The sequence below is a fragment of the Oceanococcus sp. HetDA_MAG_MS8 genome, from assembly GCA_019192445.1.
Lineage (GTDB): Bacteria > Pseudomonadota > Gammaproteobacteria > Nevskiales > Oceanococcaceae > MS8.
The window spans coordinates 1-21,362 of sequence record JAHCMK010000001.1; the positions used below are offsets into that span (position 1 = coordinate 1).

13 protein-coding genes are annotated in these 21,362 nt (G+C 57.4%); 5 read left to right on the plus strand and 8 right to left on the minus strand.

What is annotated here, in order from left to right; all coding sequences use genetic code 11:
- Positions 1-177: 177 nt before the first annotated feature.
- Positions 178-1,560 carry a hypothetical protein gene (locus tag KI787_00005; GenBank protein ID MBV6628312.1) on the minus strand — a complete coding sequence of 461 codons (1,383 nt, stop codon included), beginning with the start codon at positions 1,558-1,560 and terminating at the stop codon, positions 178-180.
- Between the two features lie 330 nt (positions 1,561-1,890).
- Here KI787_00005 and KI787_00010 point away from each other — a divergent pair, with 330 nt between their 5' ends.
- The gene (locus KI787_00010) at positions 1,891-6,954 is read left to right on the plus strand and encodes a hypothetical protein (protein MBV6628313.1); all 5,064 of its coding nucleotides are present in this window, start codon (positions 1,891-1,893) and stop codon (positions 6,952-6,954) included.
- A gap of 146 nt (positions 6,955-7,100) precedes the next feature.
- Here KI787_00010 and clpB read toward each other — a convergent pair whose 3' ends face one another.
- The 3 genes from clpB to KI787_00025 form a co-directional block, all read right to left on the minus strand.
- Positions 7,101-9,665 (minus strand): ATP-dependent chaperone ClpB, encoded by a 2,565-nt coding sequence (clpB, locus tag KI787_00015; protein MBV6628314.1) that lies wholly within the window; start codon positions 9,663-9,665, stop codon positions 7,101-7,103.
- A gap of 712 nt (positions 9,666-10,377) precedes the next feature.
- Complete coding sequence (locus KI787_00020; protein MBV6628315.1) at positions 10,378-11,079, minus strand: hypothetical protein; 702 nt, start codon at positions 11,077-11,079, stop codon at positions 10,378-10,380.
- Positions 11,080-11,139: 60 nt separating this feature from the next.
- Positions 11,140-11,343: a hypothetical protein gene (locus KI787_00025; GenBank protein MBV6628316.1), complete on the minus strand. Its 204-nt coding sequence runs from the start codon at positions 11,341-11,343 to the stop codon at positions 11,140-11,142.
- Positions 11,344-11,377: 34 nt separating this feature from the next.
- Here KI787_00025 and KI787_00030 point away from each other — a divergent pair, with 34 nt between their 5' ends.
- Positions 11,378-11,815 (plus strand): Hsp20/alpha crystallin family protein, encoded by a 438-nt coding sequence (locus KI787_00030; protein ID MBV6628317.1) that lies wholly within the window; start codon positions 11,378-11,380, stop codon positions 11,813-11,815.
- Positions 11,816-11,900: 85 nt separating this feature from the next.
- Entirely contained in the window at positions 11,901-12,500 is a 600-nt protein-coding gene (locus KI787_00035) for a hypothetical protein (GenBank protein ID MBV6628318.1), read from the plus strand.
- Between the two features lie 45 nt (positions 12,501-12,545).
- Here KI787_00035 and hrpA read toward each other — a convergent pair whose 3' ends face one another.
- Positions 12,546-16,253 (minus strand): ATP-dependent RNA helicase HrpA, encoded by a 3,708-nt coding sequence (gene hrpA, locus KI787_00040; protein MBV6628319.1) that lies wholly within the window; start codon positions 16,251-16,253, stop codon positions 12,546-12,548.
- A gap of 106 nt (positions 16,254-16,359) precedes the next feature.
- On the opposite strand from hrpA, the gene KI787_00045 reads away from it, so the two are divergent.
- On the plus strand, positions 16,360-17,088 hold the full coding sequence (locus KI787_00045) for a serine/threonine-protein phosphatase (protein ID MBV6628320.1): 729 nt from the start codon (positions 16,360-16,362) through the stop codon (positions 17,086-17,088).
- Here KI787_00045 and KI787_00050 read toward each other — a convergent pair.
- From KI787_00050 to KI787_00060, 3 genes are read right to left on the minus strand one after another with little or no spacing between them, the layout of a single operon-like run.
- Positions 17,069-18,028: a biotin--[acetyl-CoA-carboxylase] ligase gene (locus KI787_00050; protein MBV6628321.1), complete on the minus strand. Its 960-nt coding sequence runs from the start codon at positions 18,026-18,028 to the stop codon at positions 17,069-17,071. The two genes, KI787_00045 and KI787_00050, sit on opposite strands and share 20 nt — an antisense overlap.
- Positions 18,025-18,648 (minus strand): glycerol-3-phosphate 1-O-acyltransferase PlsY, encoded by a 624-nt coding sequence (plsY, locus tag KI787_00055; protein MBV6628322.1) that lies wholly within the window; start codon positions 18,646-18,648, stop codon positions 18,025-18,027. The genes KI787_00050 and plsY overlap by 4 nt, the downstream gene beginning before the upstream one ends.
- Positions 18,649-18,706: 58 nt before the next feature.
- A complete protein-coding gene (locus KI787_00060; GenBank protein MBV6628323.1) occupies positions 18,707-20,545 on the minus strand; it encodes a M61 family metallopeptidase in 1,839 nt (612 codons plus the stop codon).
- A 112-nt stretch (positions 20,546-20,657) separates the two neighbouring features.
- Between KI787_00060 and KI787_00065 the strand changes: the two genes are divergently transcribed.
- Positions 20,658-21,344 (plus strand): HAMP domain-containing histidine kinase, encoded by a 687-nt coding sequence (locus KI787_00065; GenBank protein MBV6628324.1) that lies wholly within the window; start codon positions 20,658-20,660, stop codon positions 21,342-21,344.
- Positions 21,345-21,362 lie beyond the last annotated feature (18 nt).

Genomic DNA, 21,362 nt, shown 5'->3' on the forward strand with positions numbered 1-21,362 from the left:
GAACGATTTGAGGGGCTCTGATATGCAACGAACTTCGGAGACAGGACACTAGGGCGAGCTCAATCATTACTCGCAGTGTGGTCCGGTTTGCATCCTTGCCCCATGTTTTGAGGGATAGGTCTGCACCAAAAAAAACGGCGGCCCTGGGGCCGCCGTACTTAAAGAGCAGGTGCGGTCTTAGCCCTGGCTGCCGCCGAGCAGGCTAGCCAATACATCGAGCAAAGAGCCAACGATTCCTCCCACGATGGGAATGCCTGAGGTGGCATCGGCTAATTGCGTCAAGAGGCTATCCAAAGCACCCAGGAGCGGCAGCTCGCTCACCTGGGCAAGAGGGCTTGCATTACTGCGGCCACCAGCGGCTTCACTGAGTTCACCCAGGGTGGCTCCTTCGCTACCGAAGGTCAAAAGGGCGGTGAGAGCATCCAGGTTCGTGTTCTGACCATCACCAATCACCGGCGAGAGCAAGCCGAGTAGTGGGTTACCGCTTGCGACCCCGGTCGGAACAGTGACGATCCCCAGGAGTTGATCCAGTAAAGATTCGACCGGATCCAACAGGGGGGAGGCCACGCCATTAAGCACCTCATTGAAGAGGGGCGTAATGATGGGGCCGGTGACGTTGCCTAAGGTATCGGTGAGTGTGGTGATGCCCTGTTCGATTCGGGGAGCGAAGTTCTGACCGGTGCGTTCGTCAATGGCCCTCACGGGGATCACTTCCAGCAGAACATTACTCAGCAGATTGTTCAGCAGCGCCTCGACGCCAATGTTGGTTTGAATCGGGTCATACTCGCCTACGGCGGGTAATGTCGTGGCCAGGTCGGCAGTGGCAGTCTCCAAGGTCAAGAACAAACCACCAAGGATAGGTGCCTCTTCAACCTGCTCTGGAAGATTGCCGAGTACTACAGAGAGCTCGCTGAGTACCGGCGCGACAAGATTGGTCAGACTGGTGAGGTTCGGGTCGCCGTTTGGCCCTTGTGCTGCCCCAAGGGCGGCAACGAGCTGCTCGATGAGCACTCCCGCAGGTGCGAGGGGGGTGTCCGCTAGCGGGTTGCCTGGCAGAACTTCACCATCTCCATCGCCGCCTGCAACCGTGCTGCATGAAGCCCCGCCTGTCAGAGCCAGCAAAGTGCTTTGCAGCTCCGCTGCAAAACGCTCCAGGGAACCCGCAACCTGCGCGGATGCGCTTTGGAATGCGACGGCCGGATCGGCGCCAGTTGGTAGCGAGGCTAGAGCGGCGAGCAGCGCGTCCGGTGCATCTACCAGTGAGTTCACTGCATCTGCTGCGCATTGCACTGTGGGCCCTAGAGGCTGGGGAAGGGTGCCGCCGATTTGATCACCGAGAACGCTCGTGACCACTTGGTCTTGCAGCGTGTCGAGTGGCCCTTCGACTTCATTAGCTTTGCCAGGGAGTTCAATCTGGTCGCCGACATTAGACGTCGATGCGTCGCTGGCATTGGCTGAGGCATCTGAGCCTGAACCGCCGCCACAAGCGCTAAGTAGGCTCACGCTGGTGAGCAACCCAAGCGCAGCGAATGAATGAATCCAAGGGTGTGTCGTTGTCATTGTGTCTGCCTCCAGAGCATCGAATATCGCGAAGTTGCGACGTGATGACAGTCTCCGCTGGTGGCCGCTTGGTATCTGTACCGCAGGGCTGCGTCATATCGTGCGGAGGCCGACACATTGCATGTGGGCTTAGGCTGACAGCTGTCGGCGCCGGTTCGCAGACGTGTCAGCCTGTGGCCGTCGACCTTCTCCGAGGGTGATTCGGCGACCAGACCTGGCACCTACGGGTTGGGGGCTAGCATGAATTCTTGGCAGAGTTTTGCCCATTCACATAGTCTTGCGGTTTGGGGGAAGACTATCCCTAGACCGTCAGACGGAGAACGAGAGTCAATGCCGATGATTAAGGGAGTGTGCATACAGTTTGGCTTGGTTGTGCTGAGCCTATTACTGAGTGCCTGTGGAAGTGGGGACAACAATCTTTTTGCTGGTAACAGTGGAGATTTCTCTATAGGTATCACGGTGGATGCCACGAGTTTCGTCATCGTCAATGGAGGAGCGGCACCGATAACCGTTGAGGTCTTCGTGCGCAACTCTGACGGTAGCCCAGTTCAGGAACAACCCGTTGAGCTTTCGGTTGATGGGCCTGGTGTTTTGGATTTTCCTGAGAACGGCACTAACGTGACAGATGAAAGCGGGAAGATTGAGCTCCGTGTACTAACTCAGCCTTCAGCGGCAATCGGCGACGAAATCATCTTTACGGCGAGCTTTGGTGATGCGGAAGTATCGAACACTTTTCTTGTAGTCGATGGAGATGTGACCACTGACGGAGAGGTTCCTGACGGTGTTGTTCCAAACGTCGATATAGTGCCTGGCGCGCTGAACTTTAATTTGCTGTCGGGGATCACCCTAATACAGGTACAGGTTATCGTCACGGACCAAAATGGGTCTCCTCTAGATGACGTCGCTGTCGCTCTATCTATTGCTTCTGGACCGGGGCTCATCATCCCGCAAAGCGCAGGAAATAGAACGGACGAACTTGGTCGATTTTCTACCTTGATTCAGCTGGACCCGGAAGCTGCCGCCGGAGACGTGGTCAACCTCACTGCGCGAGTGGGGGATGTGTCCCAGATGCAAAGTTTCACCGTCCTAGGCGGGCGCCAAGGTGGCACGCTCCCGAATGGAGTAGAGGCGCAACTGAGTGTCCTCTTGCCACAGTCAACTTTGGGAATATCAGATATTGGAAACGGAGTCCCGTACTCGGTTTTGTTAACCGATACCGACGGTTTCCCACTTGAGGGCGTAGACATTTCCGTGCTGGCGACGGGGCCGGCCACGGCATTGCCCGGAGATGCTGGTAATCGAACTCAGGCATCGGGTGTAATTTCTGGATTGCTCTCTATAAGCCCAGAAGCTGCGGTTGGCGATGTTGTTGGAGTCTCTGCCCAGGTTGGCACCTTGAATCTGAGCTCGACACTCAGAATTGTGAGCGATGTTGCTTTGCTAGAGCCCTTCAACTTGGCACTGGCCCGGAGTAACAGTACGCTTGCGGAAAACTCCGACGGGGTGGTTTTGGTCGAAGGCGATCTCGTCGACGGGCGTGGACGAGGAGCTCCAGATCAGGATTATGTGATCTCCATCGAGGGCCCAGGTGCGGTAACGGCTTTTGATCTCGATGGCCAAACAGGGGCCTTTGGCGACTTTAGTTTCGGAGTTAGGTTGCTACCGGATGCGGTTGCCGGTGATGTCATTCGGGTATCTGTGACAGCGAATGGGGCAACAGCAGATACCTCCATTACCGTCGTAGAGGATCAGAGCAATACCTTCTCGGACCTGCCCGACGGCGTCACCCCCCAAGTTGCTTTAGTCGACCTTTCTCAAGATTTACAAATCGGCACAGTCGAACTTGGACTTGGCACTGTGGAGGTTACCGACCAAGCCGGTAGGCCTATCGAAGACGCCCCGGTAGCGCTCCGAGTGACTGGGCCTGCCGCTCTTGCACAAATTTCTCTTAGCGGCACAACAGACGCATTTGGCGAATTGGGTTTTGCTTATCGCTTACTGCCTGAGGCTGCGGCTGGAGATGACCTCACTATCATTGCGGAGGTTGCCGAGGTCACAACTCAGGCGTCCGTGCGTGTTTTACCTACGGGTGATGAGCGTTCGGCAGCACGAATTCAAACAGAACAATCCTCACTCGTTGTGAATGAGGGTAGTTTCGGTGGTGGGGCGCTTATCACCCTTTTCGCCTTAGATGCTACGGGCGCTCCAATTGCCGACTTTCCAGTGACTCTGGACGTGGTCGGGCCTGGTGTGATCGATGTTCTTTCCGCTGACTTGCGTACAGACCTACTAGGACAGCTGCTCGTTCGAATATCACCTTCGGCTGAGGCTCAACGCGGTGATGTGATTCAGCTCACAGCAACGGGCATGGGCGCCAGCTCTCTGATCACCATCGATGTGGTAGAGCCCAACCAAACGTCAACGGGCAATCCGCCAGCGGGGGTGACTCCACGCATTGCGTATCAAACAGACACACAGCAATATCGCGCCGGAAGTGATAACCGGATATTTGACGTTAGTGCGATCGTCACCGATAGCAGTTCCGGCCAGGCGCTGAATGATGTTCGCGTGGAGACAAGTATTTCGGGGCCTGCGATTCTGGTGCCGGTCCGTCCCAGCAACCGCACGAATAACCTGGGGGAACTGGGTATTCAAGTGGTCTTTCGCGATACAGCCGAGGCCGGAGACGAAGTCATCCTGTCTGCGTCGGTTGGCGCTGTCACGCAAATACTCCGATTCAGTGTGATCGGTCCGCAGTCTGCTCTGGAGCCGGGGGCCTCGCTAGTCGTGAGCGCGAGTCGGAATACTTTCGCCCTTGACGAGCTAAACCCGATTACTTATTCCGTTGTCCTTACGGATCAAACAGGTGCGCCTGTAGCAGACCAGCCCGTGGGAGTCACAGTGACCTCTCCAGGCTTTCTACGTCCCACTCAAGCTTTGAACGATACGGATGAGCTGGGGCGTTTCTCCTTTGAGGTGGGTTTATCAGACTCCGCCATTGTCGGAGAAGACATATCAGTTGTCGTCGAAGCGGCAGGTGAAAGGGCTGAATCGGTGGTCACCGTGGTGTCTGCGGTTGCGGGTGGCCAGCCGGTGCCCGAAAAAATTTCCTTAATTGCAGATGCGACAGAGCTTTTGTCAGGCTCAGTTTTGACAACTGAAGGAGTCACGATCACAGCCTTGGTCACGGATGCGAATAACCGATTATTGGAGAATCAAACCGTCAACTTCAGCTCCCGGCTAATCGACGGAGAAGTCACCAACGTGAGTGATGCTGGAACGTTGAACGTGACCAGGCCCACCACGAACGCGACAGGTACCGCTGAAGCCGTACTGAGCACCGGCGGTAATCCAAGGGCGAGAGTGATTGAGGTCAGTGCTACTGTAGACGGCTTTGAAGAAGCCAGCAGTGTGAATAATTTGCTGATCAATGTCGTCGGCACCACGCTGGAGTTAAACGGCCCAACTACCTTAGGAGCCAATCAAGCTAATGTTGAGTATGTTGCAAGCTTGACCGACTCCTTAGGGCGTGGAATCAGGGGCGAGGCGATAGAGCTGCAGGTTGCTGAGGCTGGTGCGGAGCCCGTGCCCTTTGACACGCCCCGCACATCTGAAACTGATGCGTCTGGGGTAGCACGGTTCTTGATCTCCGCCTCGGAACTACCCAATCTCAATTCAGTGCTCGTGGCAAGTGTTTTCGCCGACTCCTCGGCGCTAGAGAGCCGGCAGCTGATCCAGGTAACGCCTGTTCAGATTGGGTTTGTCGTCGCGGGTGGAGGCTTCGAGATCGACCCCGCAGCACCGCCACTTCCTGCGACTTTGACAGACCCTGATGAGTACGACCAAGACTCCGACGTGCAAGTCCCGCTCGAAGTGTGTTTGAAAGCTACTGTTGAACTGGCCTTATCGGAAGTGGCGGGCGGCGATAGCACCAATCTAGAGGTTGGCGATTCGGTGCAGTTCGCAACCACTCGTGGTGCACTCTACGAGTCGCTGGCGGACTGTCGCCAACAGCAACAGCCCAACCCAGATTTCAGTCTTCAGAATCCACGTGACGGCACCCCTGGAAATGAGTGTGCTCTCGGGGTTACGCCTTGCTTCCAGGTGGAGTTTTTCATTCGTTCTGAGGGGATTGGTGGCGCCGGCCCTACCTTGGTGTCGGCTGTTCATGCTCCCACCGGCGCTACGGTGGCATCGCGAGACCCTGGTATTGATACGGAAGGCCCCAGCATAGAGTTCGTGTCTATCACTCCAGAGAGGGTTGTGGTCCAAGCGCGACCGGCGTCCATACCAGTGTCTGGTCAGTCTGAAATCCGCGCGACGGTGCGTGATGCATCGAACAACATCGTCAAAGGACAGTTCGTTGACTTTTCATTGAATGACCCCTCTGGTGGGCGACTTTCCGCCACATCCGCGATCACCGGTAATAGTGGCTCGGCGTCGGTGACTTACTTCGCCAATACAGAAGCAAGCGCACTCAATGGGGTTAGCGTCACAGCTCGCGTTCGCGGTTCTGACGTGGAGAACACGACCTCGCTCACTGTGGGTAGTGCGGCCTTACGCATTACGCTCGGAACAGGGAATGAGCTGAGTGAGGAAAGCGCTCTTGATGATGACGGCAATCCCACGGGCAACCCGACGATCTTTGCGAAGTCATACTCCGTGATTGTTACGGATGCCGCTGGTAATCCTGCACCTAGCGATACCGAGTTCCGAATTCGTGCCGATATTACGGAGTACCAAAAGGGCTGCTACGAACTTATTAATGATGAGTTTTGGGTGCCTCGATATCGTGTTCCTGGTGAAGCGCTGCGGGCGATTGAAGTGGGAGATCCACCGCAAGTCGAGGTTGCACCCTTTGCCTGCGAAGATTCTCCAAAGCCTGTATTCACACAGTTCGGCACCTTGGAGGGCGAGCGCGGCTGCATCAACGAGGATCGCGATCTCGACGGCATTCTTGACCAGTCCAATGACCTCAATGGGAATGGTGTGATTGATCCCGGCGAGGACTTAGATAACGACGGCAATTTAGATCCCGGTGAGGATCGCAACGGCAATGGGATTCTAGATGTCGCAGAAGCCGATGTTCCGGCGAGTGGCGAGGATATTGATGGTGACGGCCGACTAGATCCCGGCAATGTGGTCGTAGTGCCGTCAACAACCTCACTGAATGAAAATGGGGTTGGGTTCTTCCAACTTCGTTACCCTCAAGACGTTGCAAACTGGGCCAGAGTACGTCTGGTTGTGACGGCGGCAGTGCAGGGGACAGAGGCCAGGGAGCAGAGGGTCTTCGTGCTTCCGGCTAGTGCTGACGACATCAATGAACCGGATGCCGCTCCGCCGGGTGTCATAAGTCCCTTTGGTGTGGCAACAAGCTGCGACGTCGATGGGTAGCCTGATCGGCAGGAAGGTCATGAAGCTGCACTAATCGGGTTCGGTAAGAACCTTTAGACGATCGGCAAGACAAAACGGCCGAGGCAGTGATGCCGGGGCCGTTGTTTTTTGTGGATAAGCGCAGTACGCGGGGCTTGCTCCTGCTATCAACTTTGAATGACGAAGTCCTCGCCACTGAGGTCGACGCGAATCGTCGAACTTGCAAGTTCGCCGCCAAGTAGCTTTTGCGCCAGGGGGTTCTCTAGGCGCGACTGCAAAGCACGCTTGAGCGGGCGGGCGCCATAGACGGGGTCGAAGCCCGCTTGGGCCAGCCTGTCGAGTGCGGCATCGCTAATTTCTAGCGCAAAGCCCTGCTGTTCCAAGCGTGTGCGTAAGGACTGCAGTTGAATCTTCGCAATGGCTCGGATTTGTTCCTGATCCAGGCCATGGAAAACCACGGCGTCATCGATGCGGTTCACGAATTCAGGCCGGAAGTGCTGAGCAACCACGCCCATGACGGCTTCTTTCATCTCCGGGTAGTTCGCGTCGCCACTCATGTCCTGAATGATCTGAGAGCCTAGGTTCGAGGTCATGATGATGACTGTATTGCGGAAATCAACGGTCCGGCCTTGACCGTCCGTCAGGCGGCCATCATCCAGAACCTGTAGCAGAATATTGAACACATCGCTATGCGCCTTCTCCACTTCGTCTAACAACAAAACAGAGTAGGGACGTCGGCGAACGGCCTCGGTGAGATAACCGCCTTGCTCGTAGCCTACATAGCCCGGTGGTGCACCGATGAGACGGGCAACGGAATGTTTCTCCATGAACTCGCTCATGTCGATACGCACCATGGCGTCCTCGGTATCGAAGAGGAACTGGGCTAGGGCTTTGCTCAGTTCTGTCTTGCCTACGCCTGTGGGGCCCAGGAACAAGAAGCTGCCGATGGGGCGAGCCGGGTCGGCAAGGCCGGCCCTAGAGCGCCGTATCGCATTGGCCACGCTACTCACGGCCTCGTCCTGGCCGATTACGCGGTGGTGTAGGGCATCTTCCATTCTTAAGAGCTTGTCGCGTTCAGTTTCCATGAGTTTGGAGACTGGGATGCCCGTCCACTTACTCACCACTTCTGAGATTTCTTCGTCGGTTACGCGAGAGCGCAGCAGCTGGTTATCCGCAGGTTGTTGGTTTTGCGCTTCACTCAGACGCTTCTCCAAGGCCGGGATGGTGCCGTACTGCAGCTCGCTCATACGATTGAGGTCACCCGCACGCTGGGCTTTTTCCAGGTCTAACTTGGCAGACTCCAGCTCTTCCTTCACGCTCTGCGCGCCTTGCACGCCTGCCTTCTCGCTATTCCACACTTCTTCTAGGTCCGCAGCTTCCCGGCTCAGGGCGTCGATGTCTTCGTCCAGCTGTTGCAGGCGCGCTTTGGCTGTTGCGTCCGTTTCCTTCTTCAGCGCTTCCTTCTCGATCTTTAATTGGATCAAGCGGCGGTCCAACCGGTCTAAAGCTTCCGGTTTGGAGTCCATTTCAATGCGAATGCGTGATGCCGCCTCGTCGACCAGATCAATGGCTTTATCCGGAAGTTGACGATCTGTAATGTACCGATGCGAAAGTCTCGCAGCAGCAATGATGGCGTCGTCACTGATATCTACGCCGTGGTGTAACTCATAGCGCTCTTTTAAGCCCCGAAGAATGGCAACGGTATCTTCCACACTGGGCTCGTCCACCAACACCTTCTGGAAACGGCGCTCTAGAGCTGCGTCTTTTTCGATGTACTGGCGATACTCATCGAGAGTCGTGGCGCCCACGCAGTGCAGCTCTCCTCGGGCCAGAGCAGGCTTCAGCATGTTGCCGGCATCCATGGCACCTTCGGCTTTGCCAGCACCGACCATGGTATGGATTTCATCGATAAACAAGATGATTCGGCCTTCCTGCTTGGCCAGCTCCTGGAGGACGGCTTTGAGTCTTTCCTCAAACTCGCCCCGGTACTTCGCACCGGCAATCAGGGCGCCGAGATCTAAAGACAGCAGACGTTTATCGCGCAGCCCTTCGGGTACTTCGCCATTGACGATTCTTTGTGCTAAGCCTTCGGCAATGGCCGTTTTACCCACGCCAGGTTCGCCGATGAGCGCCGGGTTGTTCTTGGTGCGCCGGGACAGTACTTGTATCACCCGGCGAATTTCCTCATCGCGTCCGATGACCGGGTCGAGTTTGCCGGACTCGGCACGCGCAGTCAGGTCGATGGTGTATTTCTGGAGGGCCTGCTGCTGATCCTCAGCATTGGGGTCGTTGACACTGTCACCACCGCGAATCTGCTCAATGGCGGTACCAATGGCCTCTGGCGTTGCGCCATGCTTACGGAGTAACTCGCCGGACTGGGTTTGGCTTTGGCTGGCGGCAAGAATGACGAGCTCACTGGCGATGAACTGGTCTTGTCGCTGCTGAGCCAATTTGTCGGAAATATTCAGTACTTTGCTCAGCTCCTGTCCCACCGAGATTTCGCCGGTCGTTTGGGCGAGTTTGGGAAGGCGAGCGAGGGCTTGGTCTACATCTTTGCTCAGAGCGCCGGCAGAGCTGCCAACCTTGGCTAGCAGCGGCTTTGCGCCCCCGCCATCTTGCTGTAGCAGGGCCTTGAGCAAATGTAGATCTTCAATAGCTGGATGGTCCGCACCTAGGGCTAAACTCTGGGCCTCGGCTAGCGCCATCTGTAGCTTGGCAGTCAATTTGTCCATACGCATGGCATTTCTCCTTTCGCGGCTAAGAGCAAGAAGATGCTCAGCCAATCACTATCTGCACATCTCAATGTGGGCGTATTGACATGAGTCAAGCTGGGGCTGCGGGAGGGGTAGGGGCAAGTGTAGGAAGTTACCCACAAGGGCTGTGGATAAGTCTGTGAATCGGGTTGGAATATCCGCTGCCAAGCGTTGATTTACCTAGCTTTGCTAGATGCTGGCTAATTTGTGACCACTTTGTTACCAGCTTTATAAAACAAGGACTTACAAAACATGTGACAAAACTTTGACGGCTTGACAGCAATGCCGCCTGCTGTTCTCAGGGCTCTGGGCCATGTGTGAATAAATGCCAAACCGAACTTCAACAAAGAAGGTCTTTGTCAAGCCCTGGCGCGCTGCAATGAATTGCGCAGAATCTACCCAACGCCTCAGATTTTCAGGGCCGGCTATAAGTGTTCGGAAGTCCTTTTAGGGCTGGTTTCCGAGTTGCTCACAGAGCTTGTGGATAAGTCTGTGAAAGTGCTTCGGGTAGTAGCTCTAAGTCGTTGCTGGAAAACGAGTCCCGCCGAGCCGGTTAATAATTAGCCAAGCTCGAAATAAAACGAAAAAACAAAGGCTTAGTAAGGCGCTTGGGCGGGATTCTCAGCGCTAACACGCGTACGATACAGCGCAGAACAGGGGAGGTGTCTTGTGCATAGCCTGGCGAAAGATGCTAGCGCCGGCCCAGTGACTGTCGGCCGCGAGCCTGGTTTGGAATTCGGCGGGCCAGGCCGGCTGCCAGCAGAGCGAGGACCAAAAAACCTGCGCTACCCGCGGAGGATCCACGCTCAGTGGGTGATTGCATGCGCGAGCTTGGTGGTGGGTTGTTCGCCCAGAAGGTTTCTGTGTCGACGCCTTCAGCGCTGGGCCCCAAATCAAGCACGACCTCTCCCGAGTAACTCGCAGCTACGCTGAGGAAATAATAGATTTCGAGCACAAGCGTATTGGGAATTTGACTCAGCGCAAATACGAGCTCTTCGCCAATGCCGTCAGTCAATGTGGTGCGATCGGCACGGCCGAGCAAGTTGCCGTCCTCGTCGTAGAGGTACATATCGAAATCATCGATTGGCAGCGCCGTTGCCGAGCTCCAAGTCAAACTCAGCCTGAGCTGAGCAAGAGGAAAGAACTGGGAAGTCTCTGCTGGCAACTCCAAATGAATAGCCAAGCGATCACAGTCGATTCCTGGGTTGCACAGGATTAGCCCTGTTTCGTCGGACTCCAAAGGACTGGGGTTAAGGCCGATAACGGGGCCCGAGCTTCGGAATTCCTGTTCTTGGGCATACAGGCTGACTTCGACCGTTGAGGGTTCAATAGCTTGTGTGAGCTGGCTGCTGAAGAGCAAGAAGCTGGCAACGGCTATCTTCAGGGCTGACATGGTTTTGGTCTCCTCCCAGGGCCAAAGGGGTTGTGGCCTTCATCTCTTAACGACTCAAGCTTAGAAACTCGTTGGCTGAGTGTGCACGTCGAACAACCGAAGAGAATATTCGGCCTGAGCTTCACTCAGCACAGTGAGGCGGCTCTTGAAAAATGTTTGCGCAGCCGCTACGAATAAGGGTTGGCCTAGGCCTGTAAAGTTCAATAAAAACAAGGGGTTGAAAAATACCAAATCGACGGCACCTTGGAGTGAAGAAGTCACCATGCTTCGCTTTTTACACATCTCAAGGAGGTGCCTCATGGCCTTAGTTCATCAACGCCCATGGTCCTTGCTGCAAAGCTTAACTGATGAGTGGGATCAGGTCTTCCCTCAGGCTGCAGCTGCGCCATCGGCTCAGAGTTGGCTACCGCAAGCCGATGTGAGTCAGTTCAGGGATCGGTTTGAGTTCACTTTAGATCTTCCTGGTGTACCCGCTGATCAGGTCGATATCAGCCTGGATGGCCAGATGCTGACCATTCGCGGTGAGCGTCACGTCGCCGAAGAGCGTGTCAACGAAGACGCGGCTCCGGTCGCGCAGCGCAGAGAACGTCGCAGCGGCGTTTTTGAACGCCGTTTTCGGCTGCCGCAGGGCATTGACTCCAGCGCCATATCTGCTCAGTCCAGGCATGGCGTGCTGCATATCGTGGTACCCAAGCTGCCCAAGGAACAGCCCTTAAAAATCCCAGTGGCAGCCTAATGATTCACCGTTTCGGCTGACGGAAGGGCCCTGGCGCTCGGCTATGCATTGCGCTGCCGCAGCGCCACGGGCACACTGCCGCACCATGAAACGAATTTGGTTGTTAATGCTGGCGTTGGCATCTGCCGCTCCGGCCTGGGGTGCGGGCTGCACGCGTGCGGATGTTGATCACTTCTTGAGTCGTGGCTTTAGTACGGACCAAGTGGTGTTGCTCTGTGGCGGAGACATAGACGTTGCACAGTCTCCCCAGCCGGACGCCAGTATGGAAGCCGAGCAGGCTCTGCGCGAACTTCTGCTGCGCAGCGTTGATGCAAATAATCTCGAAGTTAATGCCGAGCTATTGCGCTGGGAGCAAAAGGTGTGCGTGGAGTACGCGCCCGCCAATCTCGCCGGACGACCTCGCGAGATTTGCGGCCCTGTGACCCGAGAACTGCGGCGCGGGGAGTTCGTGACCGGTGAACAACACCGCCAAGTGCTCATCTTTGGTGACCATGGCGTAGAGCTTGTGGGCCCCATTCGGCAGCATTGGGGGATTGACGGATCCGATCTCATCCCGGCCGATCAGAAGCGCCTGCAACAACGCATGCAGGTGGAGGCCCGCTCCGTGATTTTGCCGTTGTACCCGCGGGCGGATCCGGCGGAAGTCGCCGCCGCACTGGATCGGTGGAATACCGAACTACCGTAAATTCTGATCTTGCATCACTTACTGCCCACCGTACGCTGCATGCGTTTATAGCGACTTGAGTTCAACAATCGATTTTTCTAAGCGCGCACTCGATACTGGGTGGGGGACGCCCAGCTCCTGAGCAAACAAGGCGACTCTATAGTCCTGCAGACTCCAGTACACACTGCGTACTTGCGCGCGAGCCTGGGGTGTTTGTGGCAGATGCGCCAAGCAGTTCAAGAAGCGCGACTCTAAGCCGGTGAGTTGTTGCTCTCGGTCATGATCTAACCCAGGTTTGAGGCTGCGCTTATCGCAGCGTAGACGCAGGGCTTGAACATACTTACCCCAAGCTCTCCAGTCGTCCACAACGTAGGCGAAGCCAGGAGCGAGTAGCAGGCTAGCGCCGCGGAGCAGCGGCGAGTTGGCTTCATGGGTTGCCAGTTGTAAACGCAGCTCTCCCCAGAGCGAATCAACGGCTTGCAGGTGATGAACGGCAAGCTGCAATTGCTGGTCCAGGCGTTTCCAGCCATCGCTGAGGTGACTTTCAAAGCGGGCGCGATCCGTCGCCATCGTCTCCAAGTCATAGTGATCCTCGATCAGGCGCAGGCAGATGTTTTGTTGTAATTGGTCTGGGTGGCTGGCATCGCAGCACAGCCAATTCCACATGTCCCGCCAGGGCGACTCGGGCTGCTGTGCCGGGCGCTTCAAATGCTGCAGCTGTTTCAAAGGCTTGAGCCGCAGCTGCAGCCGGGACTTGAGGTATAGATAGGCCAGCTGCCGTAAAGCCAGCCCGTGCTCCTTGGCCGTTTGCCTGGGATCGGTACCCACCACCACGTCTACACCATGCTCGCGTCTGTGCAGCCCCAGGTGCAGTCGCGTGCCACGCGCCGTGCGCGGCTGCCAGTCTGGCGTAGGTTCGGGAAAGTGGGTCAGCCCTTTGGGTAGCTCGGGCATCGGCAGCGCTTGTTCTACAGCCTCTTTGGCCTCTAGGCGCAATTGCTCACGGAGGCGCTCAAACTGTCGTCCTGCGGCCAGTTCTTGTCCTTGTTCATCTCGGACGCAGAAGCGCAGACGTAGACGATCTGGCAGTGCCGCGAGATCCAACTCACGATAGTGCACCTCGCGCCGGAGTATGCTGCTGAGCCTGGCTTGCAAGGCGCGCAAGAAGTCCGCCCCACTTTCCAGCTCGTTCTGCAGTTCGCGCACCGTTGTGTTGATGGGGATGAGCCGCTTGCGATCTGGCTTGGGCAGTGCGCGCAATAAGGCATCTAGCTGCTGCTCGGCCAAGCCCGGAACAACGCCCACAAAATCATCTTCGCTGAGCGGAGTGAGTGCGTCTAAGGGCAGTAGCACTGTAATCCCGTCGGCTTTGTCTCCTGGCGCGAAGCGATAGCGTAATGAGAACTCCTGGCCGGCGACTGTAATCCGTGTTGGCCATGCGGCATCCACACCCAGCTCTTGGCTTTGCAGTTGTTCTCTGGTCCAGCGCAGGCTTGCATCATCGTTCTTCTTCAGCCAACTGAGTAGCCGGTCACGGTTGTTCAGCTCTGCGGGCAGGGCTTGGTCGTAAAGCGCACACTGTGATTCAACGTCAATGAGCAGATCCCGGCGACGCAGGCGGTCTTCATCGGCCCGAATGGCAGCGACTAAGCCGCGATTGGCTGCTAGAAAAGCGGGTGCTTGCTGTCGTCCCCAGCGTCCTTCAACCAAGGCCTCGCGAATGAATATTTCGCGGGTGAGCCCTGCATCATGGCGTTCCAGGGAAGCATTCTTTTTGAGGCTGAGGGCGAGGCCGAAGAGGCGAATATCCTCATCACAAACCACTTGGCCACGCCCGGGGTTCCAGCGAGGGTTTAAGGGGCTGCGCCGCAATAGTGGGCCAGCGGCACGAATGATCGCCGCGGCATCGGTGGTGGCAACTTGGCGGGCATAGGTGCGTGAGGTGGTCACCAAACTCGCGGCGAAGACCCAGGTGGATTGGCTGCGGCGCAGGGCCGACTCTGGATGAATTCTCCAGCGAGCCCCGCGTGGGCCTAAGTACTCGCCTTTGTCTTGATGCTGGCCCAGATGATCCAGCAGGCCTACCAGTAGCGCTGCATGCAGGTTGCCAGCTTGCTGAGTGCGGCGCTCGAAACCAGCGGCGCGCAGCTCACGCTGGAGCTGATGGATTAAGTCCTCCCATTCACGCACACGACGTACATGCAGATAATGCTCACGGCACCACCGTTCAAACTCACTGCGGGAGGACTGGCTACGCGCTTCACGAATGGCTCGGTGTAGCAGGATGAGGCTAGCAAAATCGCTGCTTTTATCGGTCCACACAGCCTGAGCTTCGCGCGCAGCGGCACGGTTATCGGCATGGATGTCGCGTACATCCGGCATAGACAGAGCCGCGACCACAATGACGGTGTCGTCCAGACAACCCAATCTGGAGGCTTCGACCAACATGCGGGAGTAGCGTGGCTCTACCGGCAGGCGTGCCATTTGCCGACCTGTAGGCGTCGTGCGCCCATCGTCGCGCAAGGCCTGAAGCTGTAGTAGTAATCGGCGGGCATCTTTCAGTAGCCGACGCTCAGGTGGGTCTACAAAGGGAAATTTCTCGGCGGCGCCTAAGCGTCGGTCCGCCATCTGCAATACGACATCCGCCAAGTTGCTGCGCAGGATTTCCGGGGCCGTCTCCGCAGGGCGATTCAAAAAATCGGTTTCGCTATAGAGACGAATACAAATGCCTGGGGCGGTACGACCACAGCGCCCGCTGCGCTGATTGCAGGCATCCTGCGCAATAGGCTCGATGGCCAGGCTTTGGAGTTGATTGCGGGGTGAAAAACGGGAAATTCGGGCGAGACCCGAGTCGATAACGTAGCGGATGCCGGGAACGGTGAGAGATGTTTCGGCGATATTCGTCGCCAGGATAATTCGCCGCCCCGTTCGCGCCGGGTTGAAGATGCGTTGTTGCTGAGCGCTAGGTAGCCGTGCATAAAGAGGCAGGATTTCTAGCTCCGGCCAGCTTTGCTTCAATGGCCCGCGGCTGAGGGTGTCTCGGAGTTCACGAATCTCGCGTTCTCCAGGAAGGAACACCAAAATATCGCCTGGGCCCTCTTTCCAGAGGCTGCGTGTAGCCAGGATCACCTCTTCATCTAACCCAGTATCCGTGGATTCCTGGTAGCGGATTTCTACCGGATAGCTGCGACCCTCGACCTGAAAAACCGGGGCCTTCCCAAAGTGTTTAGAGAACTTTTCTGTGTCCAGCGTGGCCGAGGTAATCACTAAGCGCAGATCAGGACGACTCCGCTGCAGGCGATGAAGGCAGCCCAGCAAAAAGTCGATGTTGAGGCTGCGCTCATGAGCTTCGTCGATGATGATGGTGTCGTATTTCTTCAGCGAACGATCATGGCGCAACTCGCTGAGCAAGATGCCATCCGTCATCAGTTTGATGCAGGTATCTGCAGAAAGCGCCTGCGCGAAGCGCACCTGCCAGCCCACGGCGCCGCCAAGTTCGCACTGCATTTCGCTGGCCAAGCGTTGGGCTAATGTACGCGCCGCTAAGCGTCGTGGCTGGGTGTGGGCAATACTGCGGCGGCCGGCCCGCAGTGCCAATTTTGGTAACTGCGTGGATTTTCCGGAGCCTGTTGCGCCGCACACGATAGTGACCGGATTCTCCCTTACACTGCGTATTAACTCGTCTGCGTGTTGAGCAACCGGCAACTCATCAGGCAGGGCCAGTTGTTGTTCTTGCAGCTTTGCCGGGTATTCAGGAGGGGCGTTTGTTGCCAAGTCCAGTCCTCATAAGAACGGTGCAGGTCAGATTGTGGTCAGATATTGCACTTGCTGCGTCGACCCCTAGGCAGCAACAGTCTGGGGACGCGATGGGGGCTCTTTGGTGAAGGCTCCTCAGTGGCAAGCCTGGGGTCACACCGAGTGCGGCCCGGTGCGCAAGCATAACGAGGATGCCCTCGCGGTGCTGGGCCCGCAGGGCCCCTGGGTGGTGGCTGATGGTATGGGTGGGCATGCCCATGGTGAGGTGGCCAGTCAGGCCGTCGTTGACGCCCTCAAGGCCCCTGCGCAGGGCGACGATACTCATCCCGTCGATCAACTGCGCGCAAAGCTCCAGGGGGTCAATGCGCAACTTTTCGCGCTGACGCAGGAACAAGGCCTTAAGCGCATGGGAACTACAGTGGTTGCGGCTGTTGCCCACGGCTGGACGCTGAGTGTGCTTTGGGCGGGCGACTCGCGGCTATATCGCCTGCGCCAGGATCAGCTGCAGTTAGTCACCCACGATCACAGTATGGTGGCTGAGCTGCTGCGACGCGGGCAGATCACAGCGGAGCAAGCCCAGGCACATCCCTACGGGCACGTGATCACCCGCGCTGTTGGCAGTGAGCCCCAGGTGCAACTGGATGAGCTAGAACTGGAGGTCCAGCCTGGAGATCGTTACTTGTTGTGCTCAGATGGCCTGAGCAACGCCCTCACGGCGCAGGAGCTGGGCCGGTTATGGCAGCCCGCCGACGATGCCCAGAGCGCGGTCACGGCCTTGATGCAGGCCGCCCTGCCAGTCGCCAAAGACAACCTGAGTGCCTTGGTAATGCAGCCTATTGCGGCCTCAGGCTGAGATCGCCCACGGCAAACAGGGTTTCCTGCCCACTGGCATTGGCCAACCGCAGGGCGCCCTGCGCGCTGATGCCGCGATTCTGACCGCTATAAACCTTTTCGCCATCTCTTAATTGCACCTGCTGACCGCGCAGGGCATCCCATTCATCGTAGTCCTGCAGCAGCCTGGACAATGGGGTGTGTTCAAAGCTGAGCAGAGCATGTTTGAGGCAAGCCAAAGCATCACGCAGTAGTTCGGCTCGTTTGACTGAGAATCCGGCCTGATCCAGGCTGGTCCAGGGCTGGTCTACTTGAGCCAGAGCCTGCGTATGGACGTTCAGTCCTAGTCCCACGATGATTTCACACCCGCTGAGAGCCTCACCGCGGCTTTCAATCAACATGCCTGCGAGCTTTTTCCCCTCCAGCCAGAGGTCATTGGGCCATTTCAGCCGCACGGGTATGCCCTGCTGATTGAGCCAGCGGCATAAGGCTAGGCCGAGTACCAAACTCAGAGCCGAAAGATGATGAGGCCACCGTGGGTAGTGATGGCGATGCGACAGCAGCAGGCTGCTAGCGTAGGGCGCTATCCACGCACGTCCCAGGCGGCCACGACCTTGGTCCTGAAATTCCGCGCACAGAGATTGAATGTGGCTGCGCTCGGCCAAGATGGCGTTGGTGGAGCTGCAGCTTGGAACTATGCTTAGGCCAGGAATGTCGACGAGCTCGGGTTGGGCTTGCCCGGGCGCTGATGTCAGAAGGTCAAGGCCGCCCTCCAAGGCGTAACCCGCACCATGTCTAGACACAATGGCCAAGCCCCAGGGGCCGCTGCGTAGGCGTTCTATCCGTTTACTTAAGGCGGCCCGGCTGATACGGAGCTCTTCAGCCAGCAATGCGCCCGATACCCAGCTGCCGGATGCCAAGCGGTGCAAAATGAGTTGGTCACGGGCATCCAGCGCTGTCACGGTGGCGGCCTAAGCATCACGCGGGTGAAACGATTTTCGGTTCCGGCGATAAGTCGCTGCAGATTATCCCGATGAGTCCAGCATAGTAAGACCCAGGTCATAAAGGCCCACCAGCTCGCCAGTGCCGCGTGTACAGGGAACAGCAAGAGGCTGAGCCACAGCGCTGCAAATGCGGCCAACATGGAGGCACTGACATACCCGCTGAGTACTAAGCCCAGCAAGAATACGACTAATGTTGCTGCTGTATGCGCGGGAACTAAAGCCAAGGCGACTCCCAGGGCGGTCGCTGCACCCTTACCTCCAGACCAGCCTGCCCAGGGGCTCCAAATATGACCGGCCACGACGGCCACTCCGCTCAGCCACACCCACGCTTCGGTCGCTAGGGGAAGGGCCTGGGTGACAGCGACAGCCAGGGCCCCTTTGCCCGCATCAAAACCGAGCACCAGCAGACCAAATTTGCGGCCGCCGGCGCGTAGCGCGTTGGTAGCACCGATATTGCCGCTCCCACTCTGCCGCAAGTTTAGGCCGCGCAATCGCCCCAGCCACTGACCGCCCAAGATGCTACCGACGCCAAAGGCCAGCAGCAGGGTGAGTAACAGGGCCGCGGCATGCTCAGGCATGGCAATGTCCTCTTAATAAATGGGGATGCTGGCTGCGCCTGTGGGTCATCGGTCCAAGTCAGGGTTTAACGACGGTGTCAGAGGCTAAGGGCATGGCAAGCCAGTCCGCCCTGAGCGCCTTTTGCTTTTCGTTAGCATCGGGTTGCAAGCGTATCTCCCAGCGGTCTGCAATTGGCGGGCTTAACACCAAGGAGTCAGAACGAACCCTGCCGTCGTGGAGCCAAGTGAGCTGAGTCACCGTGCCAGCCGGTGTGCAACGTAGCCAGTGATTCAGCCGGTCCAGAGGCATTTGCTCACCGGCGACAGCCAAGATGAGATCCCCAGCAACAACGCCGACATGCCGTGCTGGCGACTCTGCTTCAACGAGATTGACTTGGAGGCCTTGTGGCCGTTGCTCTAGTCGCAGGCCCATTTGCGACTGCAGCAAAGGCGCATAAGCCGCGCCACCAGGATCGTCTAGTGAGCACGCGATACGTCGCTGTGCTTGTAGCCCAGCCAGGGCCAAGATGGATTCGAAATCCGGGTCGTCGCAGCCATAAACATAACGCGAAAAAAACTCATCGACGTTCCAGTGTTGCCCGACTACCTGGCGCAGATTCTGCTCTAGAGCGTGCGGGGATAATGGTCGTGGGTCTTTTTGCCAATGTTGATATTGCTGACTGAGCAGGCCAATCAGGCCGCCGCATTCCGGGTTGTGATGCCTGAGCAAAATATCTAAGCACATAGCCACCATGGCACCCTTGAGGTAGTAACTGACGGTGCTATGGGGCAGGTGCGGTGCGGGTTGGTAGAGTCGAATCCAGGCATCCAAACTGGCTTGTACCAAGCTCTGGCGCAGGCGTCCAGGGGTTCTTTGTAAGCGGGTCAAACTGTGCCCGATGACCCGCAGGTAATCTTCAGGCCGCCGGGTTTGGGACTGGCGTAAAAACCAATCGTCGACATAGGCGGTGACCCCTTCATACGCCCATAGATCCGGGAACGGGGCCGGCTGCTCTAAGGAAGAGCAGGCTACCGCCTGGGGGCGAATTCGCTTGACGTTCCAGAGATGGAAATACTCATGGCTAATCAGTCCCAGCAAGCGTTCATAGTGACTGCTACGGTCTGCATCAGCCTGAGGTAAGGACGCTGCTGCGGTCCCCAGTAGTGTGCTGCTGCAATGCTCCAGCCCGCCGTCCCCCGCAGCGCCAACCCGCAGCAAGAAGAGATAGTCCTTATTCGGGGTGCCGCCCATGGCTGCAATTTGGGTTTGGCAGATGGCTTGGCAGTCGCGTTTTAAGCGTTCGCTATCGAAGCTGATCTCTTCCGCTCCGGCAATGGCAAAGCGGTGCTGGCAGTCACCCGCCTCGAACTCTATGGTTTTGAGCTGACCCATGAGCAAGGGGTGATCGATCAATTCTTGCCAACTGGAAGCGCGATACCACCCCCATCCAGCGTCGTCTTGGTGGGCGCTGGGCAGAGAGGTGGCGAGGCTCCAATGAGTTTTATCCGCAGGCGGGCGGATCTCCACGGCCATTTCCGCCTCCTCATAGCCCTCCACACAGGGCCATAAGGCCGCGCCCTCCATATGGCCTCGCCAGGAGTCCAACCAATTGCCGCGTACGGAATCATCATCTGTGGCCAACCTGAAGCTAAAACACACCTGTGCTCCAGCGCTAAGCTCAATGGCGTAGCGGTCCAAAGCGGGCTTGTATAGTGCACAGGGCTTTTCATCTAACCAAGCCTGCGCCTGCATGACGTGGCGGGCGTAATCGCGGATCTTGTAGCTGCCCGGTGTCCAGTTGGCGAAACGTACGGTCATCGTTTGCGCATGCTCGGCGCGCAGGCGAACTTCAACTAATACAGACTGGCCTTGGGGGTCGTCGGCGCACAGGAGATACTCTAGGCGGGCTCTGGTCACGGCAAACACATTCAAAAATTGAGGTCACATGGTAAGTGATCTGCTATCTCCAGCCGGTTTCAGCCCAAGGCCGAGTGTGAACCTCCGACAGGTTTCAGGCTACGATTGAGCTATGACTGCACCCAAAGCTGAGGAGTCCGCCGACCAACTTCTGGCCATGGCGGCTCACGATCTCCGTGCTCCATTACGCCAGCTGGCGCTGCGCTTAGCTATGCTTGAGCGCCGCTGCGCTGCAGACTTGTCAGCGGCTGCGCAGGAGGAGCTGGCCGCCACCCGGGAGGATGCGCGGCGTCTTCAGAATATGCTGGAGGGATTATTGGCCTGGGCGCGTGGCGAGGCGGCTGAAGAGCCCCAGCAGATGCTGCTGGCACCTGTAGTTCACGAGGTATTAGCGGAGCTTCACGCGCGCTTACAAGAGCGCGGGGTTGATGTGGCAGTGGATATTTCGCCGGATTTGCAGGTCGTGGCGCGTCCTTTGTCGCTACAGCGCATCCTATCTAACCTCATCCGCAACGCTGCAGAGCATGCAGGGCCCGCGCCGCAGGTGCGCTTGCAGACCGAGGTAGGACCAGGCCAATTGGAGATTTGCGTCGCCGACAACGGACCTGGGATTCCTCAGGCCTTGCGTGAGCGGGTTTTTGCTCCGTTTGAGCGTGGAGATGCGCCGCGCAAGCGCCCAGGATCTGGGCTGGGCTTGGCGATCTGTGCCCGCTTAGTGGCGGCAGAGGGCGGTAGCATCAAGATCGAGGAGGGTGCGTCCGGAGGCGCCCTATTTCGGGTGCGTTTACCGCAACCGTAAAGAGCAGGGTCTAGGCTT